Annotated in this window: 11 protein-coding genes; all 11 read left to right on the top strand. The window is 72.3% G+C overall.

Translation table 11 applies throughout. The annotated features are described in order from the left end of the window. The first annotated feature begins 108 nt into the window (after positions 1–108). The 11 genes from F4692_RS07015 to F4692_RS06965 all read left to right on the top strand — a co-directional run bounded on the left by F4692_RS07015 (position 109) and on the right by F4692_RS06965 (position 13,980). The gene (locus tag F4692_RS07015; protein WP_179618845.1) at positions 109–1,152 is read left to right on the top strand and encodes an ATP-binding cassette domain-containing protein; all 1,044 of its coding nucleotides are present in this window, start codon (positions 109–111) and stop codon (positions 1,150–1,152) included. After that, positions 1,149–1,907: an ABC transporter permease gene (locus tag F4692_RS07010; RefSeq protein WP_179618844.1), complete on the top strand. Its 759-nt coding sequence runs from the start codon at positions 1,149–1,151 to the stop codon at positions 1,905–1,907. Before F4692_RS07015 ends, F4692_RS07010 begins: the two co-directional genes overlap by 4 nt. A 183-nt stretch (positions 1,908–2,090) precedes the next feature. Further along, on the top strand, positions 2,091–3,554 hold the full coding sequence (locus tag F4692_RS21040; protein WP_179618843.1) for a fatty acid desaturase: 1,464 nt from the start codon (positions 2,091–2,093) through the stop codon (positions 3,552–3,554). A gap of 9 nt (positions 3,555–3,563) precedes the next feature. After that, positions 3,564–4,142, top strand: coding sequence for a TetR/AcrR family transcriptional regulator (locus F4692_RS07000; RefSeq protein WP_179618842.1), 579 nt, complete (start codon positions 3,564–3,566; stop codon positions 4,140–4,142). Beyond that, positions 4,139–5,551: an MFS transporter gene (locus tag F4692_RS06995; protein ID WP_179618841.1), complete on the top strand. Its 1,413-nt coding sequence runs from the start codon at positions 4,139–4,141 to the stop codon at positions 5,549–5,551. The genes F4692_RS07000 and F4692_RS06995 overlap by 4 nt, the downstream gene beginning before the upstream one ends. A 10-nt stretch (positions 5,552–5,561) precedes the next feature. Next, on the top strand, positions 5,562–6,785 hold the full coding sequence (locus F4692_RS06990; protein ID WP_179618840.1) for a M15 family metallopeptidase: 1,224 nt from the start codon (positions 5,562–5,564) through the stop codon (positions 6,783–6,785). 102 nt (positions 6,786–6,887) lie between these two features. Beyond that, the gene (locus F4692_RS06985) at positions 6,888–7,865 is read left to right on the top strand and encodes an NADPH:quinone oxidoreductase family protein (RefSeq protein WP_179618839.1); all 978 of its coding nucleotides are present in this window, start codon (positions 6,888–6,890) and stop codon (positions 7,863–7,865) included. Between the two features lie 25 nt (positions 7,866–7,890). Then, positions 7,891–9,834, top strand: coding sequence for a M13 family metallopeptidase (locus F4692_RS06980; RefSeq protein WP_308645189.1), 1,944 nt, complete (start codon positions 7,891–7,893; stop codon positions 9,832–9,834). A gap of 30 nt (positions 9,835–9,864) precedes the next feature. Continuing rightward, positions 9,865–10,659, top strand: coding sequence for a 2-phosphosulfolactate phosphatase (locus F4692_RS06975; protein ID WP_308645188.1), 795 nt, complete (start codon positions 9,865–9,867; stop codon positions 10,657–10,659). Between the two features lie 95 nt (positions 10,660–10,754). After that, positions 10,755–11,765 (top strand): SGNH/GDSL hydrolase family protein, encoded by a 1,011-nt coding sequence (locus tag F4692_RS06970; protein ID WP_179618838.1) that lies wholly within the window; start codon positions 10,755–10,757, stop codon positions 11,763–11,765. Positions 11,766–11,838: 73 nt separating this feature from the next. Continuing rightward, positions 11,839–13,980 carry a RecQ family ATP-dependent DNA helicase gene (locus F4692_RS06965; RefSeq protein WP_179618837.1) on the top strand — a complete coding sequence of 714 codons (2,142 nt, stop codon included), beginning with the start codon at positions 11,839–11,841 and terminating at the stop codon, positions 13,978–13,980. Positions 13,981–13,988: the final 8 nt, after the last annotated feature.

Raw genomic sequence — 13,988 nt, 5'->3', positions numbered from 1 at the left:
CCGCTCCGACGACGGACTGTCGGTGGGTCGCCCCAGAATCCGGTTGCGGCCGTCGAGTCGACACCGCAGACTGAGTGTTCAAGGTTGAACATACGAACGGGTGGGCACATGATCACAGCGCGAGGACTCGTGCAGACCTTCCAGACGCGCGTCGGGAAGGAGAAAAAGGAGGTCCGCGCCGTCGACGGCGTCGACCTCGACGTGGCCGAGGGCGAGGTCGTCGGCTTCCTCGGCCCCAACGGCGCCGGCAAGACGACGACGCTGCGGATGCTGACGACGCTCCTGCGACCCGACGCCGGCACGGCGACCGTCGCGGGCTACGACGTAGTGCGCGAGTCGCAGCAGGTACGCCGCTCCATCGGCTACGTCTCCCAGGCGGGCGGCGTCTCCTCGGGCGCCCGCGCGGGGGAGGAGGTCATGGACCACGGGATGCTCTACGGCCTGTCCCGCACACAGGTCGAGTCCCGCGGCAAGGAGCTCTTCGCCCAGCTCCAGCTCGACGGCCTCTGGGAGCGGATGCCGAAGAACATGTCGGGCGGGCAGAAGCGCCGCCTCGACATCGTGATGGGGCTGATCCACGACCCGACGCTGGTCTTCCTCGACGAGCCCACGACGGGTCTCGACCCCCAGGCTCGCGCCAACCTGTGGGAGCACATCGCCCGGCTGCGCACCGAGCGCGGGGCGACGGTCTTTCTCACCACCCACTACCTCGACGAGGCCGACGCGCTCTCCGACCGCATCGTCATCATCGACCAGGGGCGCATCGTCGCCTCCGACACCAGCGACAACCTCAAGGCGCAGGTGTCCGGCGACCTGGTCACCCTCGAGGTGTCGGCCGACCAGGTCACCCTCGCGGCGGAGAAGCTCGCCAGCGTCGCCGCGTCCGTGGAGACCTCCGGCACCCACGTCTCGGGCCGGGTGGCGCGGGCGGGGCGCGTGGTCCCCGGGCTGCTGCGCGACGTCGAGGCCGCCGGCGTCACCCTCGAGTCCATCGAGGTGCACCGCCCGACCCTCGACGACGTCTTCCTCACCCTCACCGGGCGCTCGCTCCGCGACGCCGAGTCGGAGGCCGACGCCACCGACTCCACCGACTCCACCGACCCGACCGACTCGACCGCTTCGACCGGTCCGACCCAGGAGGTCACCGCATGAGCACGTTCTTCCGTGACAGCTTCATCGTCTTCCGCCGCCAGCTGCGGATGAACCTGCGCAACCCCGCGTGGGTGATCATCGGCGCGCTGCAGCCGATCCTCTACCTGCTGCTCTTCGGTCCGCTGCTCAAGCCGCTGGTCTCGCAGTTCGGCGCGACCAACGGCTACACGTTCCTCGTGCCCGGCCTGCTCGTGCAGCTCGGCATGTTCGGGGCGTTCTTCGCCGGGTTCGGTCTCATCGCCGAGTGGCGCGAGGGCGTCGTCGAGGCCGAGCGCGTCACCCCGGCCTCGCGTACGGCCCTGCTCGTCGGCCGACTGATGCGCGACCTCCTCCAGCTGCTCGTGCAGGCGCTCATCCTCATCGGCCTCGGCACCGCGATGGGCATGCGCCCCTCGTGGGGCGGCGTCGTCGCCGGCGTCGGCATCACCGTCCTGGTCGGCGGCGCGTGCGCGGCGGCGTCCAACGCGCTGGCGCTCACCACCAAGTCCGAGGACGTGATGGCCCCGGTCATCAACATGGTGATGATGCCGGTCCTGCTCCTCAGCGGGATCATGCTGCCGATGACCCTCGGTCCGGCCTGGCTCGAGCGGATCAGCGACTTCATGCCCTTCCGCTGGATCGTCGACGGGGTCCGCAGCTCCTTCGTCGGCGACTTCGCGGCGAGCGGGGTCATGTGGGGCACGACCTGGGCGCTCGCCCTCTTCGCCCTCGCCGTCTGGTGGGGCACCGCGACCTTCCGCAAGGAGAACGCCTGACGCGACTGATCAGCGATCCCCGGTCAGCCGGGGGTTCCTGACGTTGTCAGGGGTTGCAAAGGCCGACAACGTCAGCGATCCCCGGTCAACCGGGGATCGCTGACGTTGACAGAACCGGATCTCTTGTCAAGCAAGGTTTACAGACCCTACAGTCTTGTAAACCCACGGCAGGAGGTCAGGACGATGCCCGGCTACCCCACCCGACTCGCCCCCAGCGGCACGGTGCCCGAGGGCACGACCGAGATCTGGACGGACCGCAAGCGCTACCTCTGGCTCATCGGCCTGGTGGTGCCGAGCCTCGCGTTCGTCGCGTTCGGGGGCTACCTCGCGACCGGCTGGAGCGTGTGGTTCTGGGTCGGCCCGATCGTCATCCTGGGCATCGTCCCGGCGATCGACCTGGTCGCCGGTCTCGACCGCGCGAACCCGCCCGACGACGTGATCGAGGCGCTGGAGCAGGACCGCTACTACCGGTGGATCACCTACCTCTTCCTGCCCATCCAGTACGCCGGCTTCCTCGGCGCGATGGCGGTGGTCGGTGGGTGGGACGCGTTCGGGCTGCTCGACGACCTGCCGCTGTCGACCCTCGACAGGATCGGGCTGGCCGTCTCCATCGGCTGCATCGGCGGGATCGGCATCAACACCGCCCACGAGCTCGGCCACAAGAAGGAGGCCAACGAGCGGTGGCTCTCCAAGATCGCGCTCGCCCAGGTCGGCTACGGCCACTTCTACATCGAGCACAACCGCGGCCACCACGTACGTGTCGCGACCCCGGAGGACCCGGCGAGCGCCCGGCTGGGGGAGAGCTTCTACGCGTTCTGGCCGCGGACGGTCGTCGGGTCGCTGCGGTCCGCGTGGCGCCTGGAGAAGCGCCGCCTCGCACGCCGCAAACAGGGCCCGTGGCGCCTCGACAACGACGTGCTCAACGCCTGGTTGATGACGCTCGTGCTGTGGGTCGCGGTGCTCGCCGCGTTCGGCGTCGAGGTGCTGCCGTACCTGCTCGTCCAGGCGGTCGTCGGCTTCTCGCTCCTCGAGGTCGTCAACTACATGGAGCACTACGGGATGCTGCGGCAGAAGGTCGGTGAGGGCGAGCGGCGGCGCTACGAGCGCGTCCTGCCCAGCCACAGCTGGAACTCCAACAACATCGCGACCAACGTGCTGCTCTACCACCTGCAGCGCCACAGCGACCACCACGCCAACCCGACCCGGCGCTACCAGACGCTGCGCGACTTCGAGGAGAGCCCGGTGCTCCCGACCGGGTACGCCGGGATGATCGTCCTCGCGATCGTCCCCGCCGTCTGGCGCCGGGTGATGGACCAGCGCGTGGTCGACCACGTCGGTGGCGACGTCTCGCTCGCCAACATCTGCCCTCGCAAGCGCGAGGCGTACCTCCGTCGCTACCCGCTGCCGGGTCGGGTCCGCAGCGACGAGGCGACTGCTGCGGCGGGCGCACCCGAGCCCGCGGCCGAGGTGCTCGCCGCCCGCTGCCCGAGCTGCGACTACGTCTACGAGGTCGCGGCCGGTGACGAGCACGAGGGGTTCGCCGCGGGCACCGCCTGGTCCGACATCCCCGACGACTGGTGCTGCCCCGACTGCGGCGTGCGCGAGAAGGTCGACTTCGTCCCCGTCGAGCCCGAGCGGGCTGCCTAGACTCTGTCCATGCCCACCACCCGCGACCGCATCGTCGCGGCGGCGGTGGAGATGACGACGTCGTCGGGGTGGGCCGCGGTGACCATGGCGCGGCTGGCCGACGCGGCCGGCGTGAGCCGGCAGACCGTCTACAACGAGGTCGGCTCCAAGCCCGCGCTCGCCGAGACCATGATCCTCGAGGAGCTCGCCCGCTTCCTCCAGGTCGTCGAGCACGCCTTCGACGCCGAGCCCGAGGACCTCACCCGGGGCATCGAGCGCTCGGTGACCGACGTGCTGACGTACGCCCGCGACAACGACCTGCTGCACGCGGTGGTCAGCGCCACCCACGGCGCCGACACCGAGCTGCTGCCCCTGCTGACGACCAACGCCGCCGGGCTCCTGGGTGTCGCGAAGGAGGTCGTCAGCGCACGGGTGGTGCCGTACGCACCCGATATCGACCCCGACCGCCTCGACCCCGCCATCGACATGGTCGTCCGCGTGGTGCTGAGCCACGTCATGCAGCCCTCGGGCACGCCGGCGAGGACCGGCGCCGACATCGCGTGGCTGGCCGGGCAGGTCCTCGGCGGGTCCCGGGCGGACGCGTCGTGAGCGGCACGCCCGCCAGCGCGGCCAACGGCGTCGCCTGGGGTACGCCCACCGCCCGGGGCGTCGTCGCCGCCGCGACGCTGGGGTCGGGTCTGACGCTGCTCGACGGCACGGTCGTCAACGTCGCGCTGCGGTCGATGGGCGACGACCTCGGTGCCTCGCTCGAGCAGCTGCAGTGGATCACCAACGGCTACTTCCTCTCGCTGGCCTCGCTCATCCTGCTCGGCGGCTCGCTCGGCGACCGGCTGGGTCGGAGGCGGGTCTTCGTCATCGGCACGGTCTGGTTCGCGCTGGCCTCGCTGCTGTGCGGCGTCGCGCCCAACGCCGAGGTGCTGATCGCCGCGCGGGTGCTGCAGGGCATCGGCGGCGCGCTCCTCACCCCCGGCAGCCTGGCGATGATCCAGGGCGCCTTCCGCGCCGAGGACCGCAGTCGCGCCATCGGCGCGTGGTCCGGCCTGGGCGGCATCGCCGCCGCGCTGGGCCCGCTGGTCGGCGGGCTGCTGGTCGACCACGCCTCGTGGCGCTGGATCTTCCTGATCAACCTGCCGCTCGCCGCCCTGACCGTGTGGCTGGCGCAGACGTGGGTGCCGGAGACCAGGGACCCGCGGGCGCACACCCGGTTCGACGTCCCCGGTGCCGCGCTGGCCTCGCTGGCGCTGGCCGGCACCACCTGGGCGCTCACCGAGGCCGGCGGCGCGGCCACGTGGTGGGCGGCCGGGGTGGGCGTGGTCGCTGCGGCGGCGTTCGTCGTCGTCGAGCGCCGCACCCGCGGTCCGATGGTGCCCCTCGGGCTCTTCGCCGACCGCACCTTCAGCGCGGCCAACCTGATGACGCTGCTCGTCTATGCCGCGCTCGGCGCGATCCTCTTCTTCCTGGTCCTCCAGCTCCAGACGGTCGGTGGCTACAACGCCCTCGAGGCCGGGCTCGCGACGCTGCCGATCACCGCCTGCATGCTGCTCCTCGCCGCCCGCGGCGGCGCCCTCGGCGAACGCATCGGGCCGCGGATCCCCATGACGTTCGGCCCGATCGTGATGGCCGGCGGCACGCTGTGGCTGCTCTCGGTCGGGCCCGATGTGAGCTGGCTGCGCGACGTCGCGCCCGGCCTCACCGTCTTCGGGCTCGGGCTCGCCCTCATGGTCGCGCCGCTCACGGCGACCGTCCTCGCCGCGGCGCCCGACGAGGAGGCCGGGATCGCGAGCGGCATCAACAACGCCGTCGCCCGGGCCGGGTCGCTGCTGGCGGTGGCCGCGCTGCCGATGGCGGTCGGCCTCGCCGGCGACGACTACCGCGACCCGGCGCGCTTCGACTCGGCGTACGGCTCCGCGATGACCGCGTGCGCCGTGCTCCTCGTGGTGGGCGGGCTGATCTCCTGGATCACGATCCCCCACCGGGTCCAGTCATCGGACGCCTAGCCTGAGCGGCATGCGCGTACGACGGGGGTCAGGGCCGGCGGGGGTCGTCGCCCTCGTGCTGCTCGCCGGCCTGGTCTCGGCGTGCAGCGACCCGGCCGAGCCGACGCCGGACCCCGCCCCGACGTCCGCCGCGGCCACGGGCACTGCGACGGGCGAGCCGTCGGCGGCGCCGGTGGCGGACCCCGCGCACGCGGTCGAACCCCCGGGGAAGCGCGACGGACGCCTGTGGAGCGCGGACATCCTCGTCCAGTGGGACGAGCCCATCGACGACGCCCTGCTGGACGAGATCGACGACCTCGAGCAGGTCGCGCACACGGAGCGGATCGGCCTCGGGCAGGTCAGCCTGGAGAACAGGGTCCTCACGGTGGCGTCCGTCGACCCGGGCGACTACCGCCACTTCACGCAGGCGGACGTGGCCGACTTCCAGGAGGCGTGGGACCGCGTCGCCGGCGGCGAGCTGGCGATCGACCGCACCGTCGCCCGGCGCCTGGCCGACGAGGCCGGGATGATCCGTCTCGGGACCGACGACGACGCACCCACCCTGCACGTGGGGGCGTACACCCCCCAGATCCCCACCGTCGACATGGTCGTCAACACCGCGTGGGCGGAGGACATCGGGATGGCCGACGACAACGGCCTGCTCATCTCCACCGACGGCTTCGCGCCCGCGACGATCCGGAGGAAGCTCCAGTCGCTCGTCGGCAAGGACGCGTCGGTCCAGATGCTCGACGTGGCCTCCCGCATCGGCCTCGACCCGGACGCCAGGCTCACCGCGATCCCCACCGGCGGCACGCTCGGCAGCCTCGTCGGCACCTACCGCTACCAGGTCGCCGGCGGCGGCCGGATCAGCCCGGACCCCGCCTGGGTGGCGGCCAACATCCGCACCGAGGCGGTGCCGATCCTGGGCACCGTCACCTGCCACAAGGACCTCTTCCCGCAGCTGCGCGCCGCGCTGCTCGAGGTGCAGCAGCGCGGGCTGGCCGGCGAGATCGACCCGGGCGAGTACGCCGGGTGCTACTACCCGCGCTTCATCGCCGGCTCCACGACGCTGTCCAACCACGCCTTCGGGCTCGCGCTCGACCTCAACGTCCCGGGCAACCAGCGCGGCACCGTCGGCGAGATGGACCACGACGTGGTGGCGATCTTCAAGACCTGGGGCTTCGCGTGGGGCGGCGACTGGCGCTGGACCGACCCGATGCACTTCGAGCTGGCCGAGGTGAAGCGGGTCGGCTGAGGCTTCGCACCCGAGATGCGTGCTCCGAGGTCGAGATCTCCACCTCGAAGCAGGGCGGTCCCCGGACATCCGGTGACTCCAGCCGGTCGTAGGCTCCCCGCCATGAAGGCAGTCCAGGTCGTCACGCTCACCGGTCCCACCGACGTCGAGGTCCGCGAGGTCGACCCGCCCGCCCCGGGCCACGACGTGGTCCTGGTCGAGGTGCACCGCGTCGGCATCGCCTTCCCCGACCTCCTGCTCAGCCGGGGGGAGTACCAGTTCAAGCCGGAGCCGCCGTTCACCCTCGGCGTCGACTTCGCGGGGGTGGTGCTCGACCCGGGCTCGCCGGAGTCGAGCGGCTTCACCGTCGGCCAGCGCGTCGCGGGCGTGAACCTCCACGGAGGTGCCGCCGAGCAGGTGGCGAACCCGGTGACCTTCACGTTCGCGCTGCCCGACGCGCTGTCGTACGACGAGGGTGCCGCGCTGCCGATGAACTACCTCACCGCCCTGTTCGCGCTCGAGGAGCGCGGCAGCCTCCGCGAGGGCGAGACCGTCCTCGTGCACGGCGCGGCCGGCGGCGTCGGCACGGCCACGCTGCAGGTCGCCAAGGGCCTCGGCGCCCGCACCATCGCGGTCGTCAGCACCGAGCAGAAGGCGGAGTTCGCCCGGGCCGCGGGAGCCGACGACGTCGTCGTCGGACCGGACTTCAGGGACGCGGTCAAGGACCTGACGGGGGGCCGCGGCGTCGACGTCGTGCTCGACGTCGTCGGCGGCGACGCCTTCACCGACTCCCTGCGCTGCCTCGCCGAGCAGGGTCGCGTGCTCGTCGTCGGCTTCGCCGCGGGCCAGGGCATCCCGCAGGTCAAGGTGAACCGGCTGCTGCTCGGCAACACCGACGTGCGCGGCGTGGGCTGGGGGGCGTACGCCATGACCCGGCCCGGCTACATGCAGAAGCAGTGGCACCGCCTCACGCCGATGATCGAGTCGGGCGTGGTCAGGCCGCCGATCGGCGCGACCTACGACCTCGGCGACTTCGGGCGGGCGCTCGTCGACATGGACGAGCGCCGCACCCTCGGCAAGTCGGTCGTACGCGTGCGCTGAGGACGTCGGGGCTAGGGTCGTGCGCGTGACGATCCTCGATGCCGCCCGCGAGGGCATGAACCCCGACATCCGCCCTCAGGACGACCTGTTCGGCCACGTCAACGGCCGGTGGCTCGACGAGACCGAGATCCCGTCCGACAAGTCGAGCTGGGGCGCCTTCATCGCGCTCGCCGACGCCGCCGAGCAGCAGGTCCGCGACATCATCACCGGGCTGGCAGACCGTCCGACCGACGAGCTCGACGCCGACGAGCGCAAGATCGGCGACCTCTACGCCTCCTTCATGGACACCGAGACCATCGCCGCGAAGGGCCTCGACCCGATCCGCGGACTCCTCGACCAGGCGGGGCGCATCGAGACCCTCGTCGACCTCGCCGCCTTCCTCGGTGCCTTCGAGCGGGTCGGTGGGCCCGGCCTGTTCGGCTCCTACATCACGCCCGACCGTGCCGACGCCTCGCGCAACATCGTCTACCTCGCCCAGGGCGGGCTCGGCCTGCCCGACGAGTCCTACTACCGCGACGACAAGTTCGCCGAGATCCGCGAGAAGTACCTCGCCTACCTCACCACCCTGCTGACGCTCAGCGAGCACGGCGACCCGGCCGGCGCGGCCGCGCGCGTGCTGGCGTACGAGACGCGCCTGGCGGAGGGCCACTGGGAGGCCGCTGAGACCCGCGACGTCCAGAAGACGACCAACCACAAGAGCCTCGAGGAGCTCCTCGAGCTGTGCCCGGCGTTCGACTGGGTCACCTACGTCACGGGCCTCGGCGGCACCGAGGAGATGCTGCGCCGCACGATCGTGATGCAGCCCGACTTCTTCTCCCACCTGTCGACGGTGCTCGACGAGACGCCGATCGAGACCTGGCGCGACATCCTCCACGTCCGGATCGTGCGCAGCTCGGCGCCCTACCTGCCCGACGCGTTCGTCGAGGCGAACTTCGACTTCTACGGCCGCACCCTCAACGGCACGCCCGAGCTCCGCGCGCGGTGGAAGCGCGGCGTCGACTTCGTCGAGGGCGCGATCGGCGAGGCCGTGGGCCGCGTCTACGTCGAGCGCCACTTCCCGCCGAGGTCCAAGCAGATGATGGACGAGCTGGTCGCCAACCTCGTCACGGCCTACCGCCGCTCGATCGAGGCGCTCGACTGGATGGGCGAGGACACCAAGCAGAAGGCGTACGACAAGCTCGACCGCTTCTACCCCAAGATCGGCTACCCCGCGGAGTTCCGCGACTACTCCAGCCTCACGGTCTCGGCCGACGACCTGATGGGCAACGTCGCCTCGGCCTCGGCGTTCGAGACCGACCGCCAGCTCGAGAAGGTGGGCCAGCCCGTCGACCGCGACGAGTGGCTGATGCTGCCCCAGACCGTGAACGCCTACTACCACCCGGGCACCAACGAGATCTGCTTCCCGGCCGCCATCCTGCAGCCGCCGTTCTTCAGCCCCGACGCCCACCCGGCGGAGAACTACGGCGGGATCGGTGCCGTCATCGGCCACGAGATCGGCCACGGCTTCGACGACCAGGGCGCGCAGTACGACGGCGACGGCAACCTCCACGACTGGTGGACCGCCGACGACAAGGCGGCCTTCGAGGCCAAGTCGCAGGCGCTGGTCGCGCAGTACGACGCCTTCGAGCCGCGCAACCTCCCCGGCGAGCACGTCAACGGCAGCCTCACCGTCGGCGAGAACATCGGCGACCTCGGCGGGCTCACCATCGCCCATAAGGCGTACGTCATCAGCGAGGGCGGCGACGCCTCCGTCGAGGACCGGCGCACGCTCTTCCTCAACTGGAGCCACGTGTGGCGCACCAAGCGCCGCAAGGAGCAGGAGCTGCAGTACCTCACGATCGACCCCCACAGCCCGGCCGAGTTCCGCGCCAACATCGTGCGCAACCTCGACGAGTTCCACGAGGTCTTCGAGACGCAGCCCGGCGACGGCCTCTGGCTCGAGCCCGAGGGACGCGTCCGGATCTGGTGATCGGGACGGTGGAGCCGGTTGAATGACCGCGTGACGCTGCCGGGCCACGACCAGTCCACCTACCGGCTCCGCATGGAGTGGGGGCCGACGGGTGCCGAAGCCGTGCCCGCGGACTACGCGGTCGTGGTCGACGTCCTCTCCTTCACCACCACGCTGAGCGTCGCCGTCGAGCGCGGCGTCGAGGTCTTCCCGTTCCGGTGGCGCGACGCGCGGGCGGCCGAGCACGCGATGCGCCACGGGGCGACCCTGGCCATCGGGCGGTTCGAGGCCCGGTCGCGAGGCGACGCCCGGCACGTCTCGCTCTCGCCCGCGAGCCTGGCCGAGGTCGAGGGCCTACAGCGGCTGGTGCTGCCCTCGCCCAACGGCTCGACGATCGCCTTCGCGCTGGCCGAGTCCGGCGCCCAGGTCGTCGGCGCCTGCCTGCGCAACGCCACCGCGGTGGCTCGGTGGCTGGCGCCCAAGGTCGCCGACGGCGCGAGCGTGGTGGTCGTCCCCGCCGGCGAGCGGTGGCACGACGACACCCTCCGCCCCGCCGTCGAGGACCTGTGGGGAGCCGGGGCGGTGCTGGCGGCGCTCGACCGGGAGGCCGAGGCGGAGGCCAGCCCGGAGGCGCGGACGGCGATGGCCGCGTGGCAGGCGACGGTGCTGCCGTTCGACCTGCTCCACTGCGCCTCGGGCCGCGAGCTCACCGACGCCGGGTTCGTCGCCGACGTGGAGATCGCCGCGCAGCACGACGTGAGCCAGGTCGTGCCGGTGCTCGTGGGCGAGTCGTTCCGCGACGCCGCCGACCTGGTGCCCCCCGGCCCGCGGCTGCGGCGGATCTAGGGACTTTCCGACCGTTCGGTCTGGTGGAGCGTCGGTGGGTGTCCCTACTGTGATCGGGGCCACACTCGGGTGGCCCCTGTCCCGGAGGACCACAGATGAATCGCACGTCACGCCTCGCGGTGCTCGGCACCGCACTCGCCGGGCTGCTCACGCCGCTCCTGCTCCAGCCCGCCCAGGCCGCCGCCCCCGGCTACGTCGCCCTCGGTGACTCCTACTCCTCGGGCACCGGCACCCGCTCCTACGTCGCCGACGGCACGAGCTGCCAGCGTTCGACCTCGGCCTACCCCAGCCTGATCGCCGCGGCCCGGGGCTACGCCCTCAACTTCCGCGCGTGCTCGGGCGCCACGATCACCGACGTCACCAACACCCAGCTCTCGGCGCTGACGAGCGCGACGAGCTATGTCTCGATCTCCGTCGGCGGCAACGACGCGGGCTTCGCCGACGTGCTCACCGAGTGCGCGCAGCCGGGGTGGATGAGCAACTGCGACGGTGCGATCAACACCGCGCAGTCCTTCATCTCCGCCACGCTGCCCGCCCGTCTGAGCACGCTCTACTCCAGCATCCGCAGCCGCGCGCCGTACGCCCGCGTGGTCGTCGTCGGCTACCCGCGGATCTTCAACGGCGAGGACTGCAACGCCTTCACGTGGTTCTCCCCGGCCGAGGAGGCGCGGCTCAACCAGACGGCCGACCTCCTCAACGGCCGCCTCGCCACGGCCGCGGCCAGCGCCGGGTTCACCTTCGCCAACCCCACCAATGCCTTCGTCGGCCACGCGGTCTGCGACGACGCCGAGTGGATCAACGGCCTCTCCAACCCGATCAGCGAGAGCTTCCACCCCAAGGTCGTCGGCCACGCCTCCGGCTACACCCCGACCGTGAGCCCGCTCCTCACCGGAGCTGCCCTGGCGGTCACCCCGCAGGTCGTGGCCGCGGCCGACGCCTCCGCCGGCGAGCAGGCCGCCCTGCAGCAGCAGTACGCTGCAGCCGACCGCAGCATCGAGCCCGAGCTCTTCGTCGTCCCCGACCTGACCACGCCCGCGGCCCGCAAGGCCGCCCGCAGGGCCGGTGTCGACATCGACCGGTTCGTCGCCCGGACCACGCATCGCTGACCCGCCGTCCGTGCCGCCGCGTCCCTGTGGATGCGGCGGCACGGACGTCGGTGCCGGTTGGTAGACAGGACCCATGAGCACAACGACCGGCGCGACCGACGACGTACGCCTCTCCGCGCGCGAGGCGGCGGAGCGGCACCTGCGCGCGCTGGTGGGTCGCGACGACGCCCGGCTGCGCGAGGACCAGTGGGCGGCCATCGAGGCGCTCGCGGTGGACCGCCGTCGCGCGCTGGTCGTCCAGCGCACCGGGTGGGGCAAGTCGGCGGTCTACTTCGTGGCGACCAAGCTGCTGCGCGAGGGCGGCGCCGGGCCGACCGTGATCGTCAGCCCCCTCCTCGCGCTGATGCGCAACCAGATCGCCGCGGCCGAGCGCGCCGGGATCCGGGCCGTGACGATCAACTCGACCAACATCGACCAGTGGCAGCCGATCCATGACCAGATCCACGCCGGCGAGGTCGACGTGCTCCTCGTGAGCCCGGAGCGGCTCAACAACCCCGGCTTCCGCGACGAGGTGCTGCCGCGGCTGGCGGCCACCTGCGGTCTGCTCGTGGTCGACGAGGCGCACTGCATCTCCGACTGGGGCCACGACTTCCGCCCCGACTACCGCCGCCTCCGGACGCTCCTGGCCGAGCTCCCGACCGGCATCCCGGTCCTCGCGACGACCGCGACCGCCAACGCACGCGTGACCGACGACGTGGCCGAGCAGCTGGGCGTGCACGCCGACGGCTCCGCGGGGTCCGAGGTCCTGGTCCAGCGAGGCACCCTCGACCGGGAGTCGCTGCGCCTCGGGGTGGTCCAGCTGAAGACGCCGGAGCAGCGGCTGGCGTGGCTCGCAGACCACCTCGTCGAGCAGCCGGGGTCGGGCATCGTCTACTGCCTGACCGTCGCGGCGACGCAGGAGGTCGCGGGCTACCTCCGCGACCGCGGGCTCGAGGTCGCGGCCTACTCCGGCCAGACCGAGGCCGACGAGCGCCACGCGCTCGAGCAGGCCCTGGTCGACGGCCGGGTCAAGGCGCTCGTCGCGACCAGCGCCCTCGGCATGGGCTTCGACGCCAGCCTCGGCTTCGTGATCAACCTCGGGGCCCCGTCGTCCCCCGTGGCCTACTACCAGCAGGTCGGCCGCGCCGGCCGCGGCACCGACGACGCGACCGTCGTGCTCCTGCCGCAGGTCGAGGACCGCGACATCTGGGCCTACTTCGCCTCCCTCGGCTTCCCGCGCGAGGAGCAGGTGCGCGAGACGCTCGGGGCACTCGGCGACTCCGACCGGCCGATGTCGACCGCGACCCTCGAGACCCGGGTCGAGCTCGGCCGCAACCGGCTGGAGTCGATGCTCAAGGTCCTCGACGTCGACGGTGCCGTGCAGCGCGTCCAGGGCGGCTGGGTGGCGACCGGTCGCCCCTGGGCCTACGACGCCGAGCGCTACGCCCGCGTCGCGGAGGCCCGCGAGCGCGAGCAGCAGGCGATGCTGGGCTACCTGCGCACGACCGAGTGCCGGATGCGCTACCTCCGCGAGCAGCTCGACGACCCCGACGCGACGGACTGCGGCCGCTGCGACAACTGCGGCGGGCTGACCCTCTCGTCGTCCGTCAGCGAGGCCGCCGTGGCCGAGGCCGGGGAGCGGCTGTCGCGGCCCGGGGTCGTCCTCGAGCCGCGCCGGATGTGGCCCACGGCGCTCGCCAACCTGGGTCTCGACCTCAAGGGCAAGATCTCGGAGCCGGCGGAGCCCGGCCGCACCGTCGCCCGGCTCACCGACCTCGGCCACGGCCAGGCGCTGCGGGCGCTGTTCCGCGAGGACACCCCCGACGGCCCGGTGCCGCCCGGTCTCGCCCAGGCCGTGATGGACGTGATGAAGGACTGGTCCTCGGAGTGGTCGTCGCGACCCGACGCCATCGTGGTGGTCGAGTCCGCGACCCGGCCCGTCCTCACCCGCGACCTCGCCGACAACCTCTCGCGCGTGATGCAGGTCCCCATCGTCGGCGCCTGGGCGATCCGCGACGCGTCCGTCCCGCCCCGGGCCGGGCAGTCCAACTCGGCGCAGCGGGTGGCTGCCGTACGCCGTCGCGGCGGCCTCGACGCCGAGGTCCCGGCCGGTGCCACCGTGCTCCTCGTCGACGACCAGGTCTCCACCGGCTGGACCCTCACCGTCGCCGCCGCCGCGATCCGCGCGGCCGGGGCGGGCGCCGTGATGCCGCTCGCGCTCGCGACCCAGGGCTGAGCGGGCCG

This window comes from Nocardioides cavernae (assembly GCF_013410035.1).
Taxonomy (GTDB): Bacteria; Actinomycetota; Actinomycetes; order Propionibacteriales; family Nocardioidaceae; genus Nocardioides; species Nocardioides cavernae_A.
Note: the sequence above shows the minus strand (reverse complement) of the source record. Positions and strands in the feature narration are given on the sequence as shown.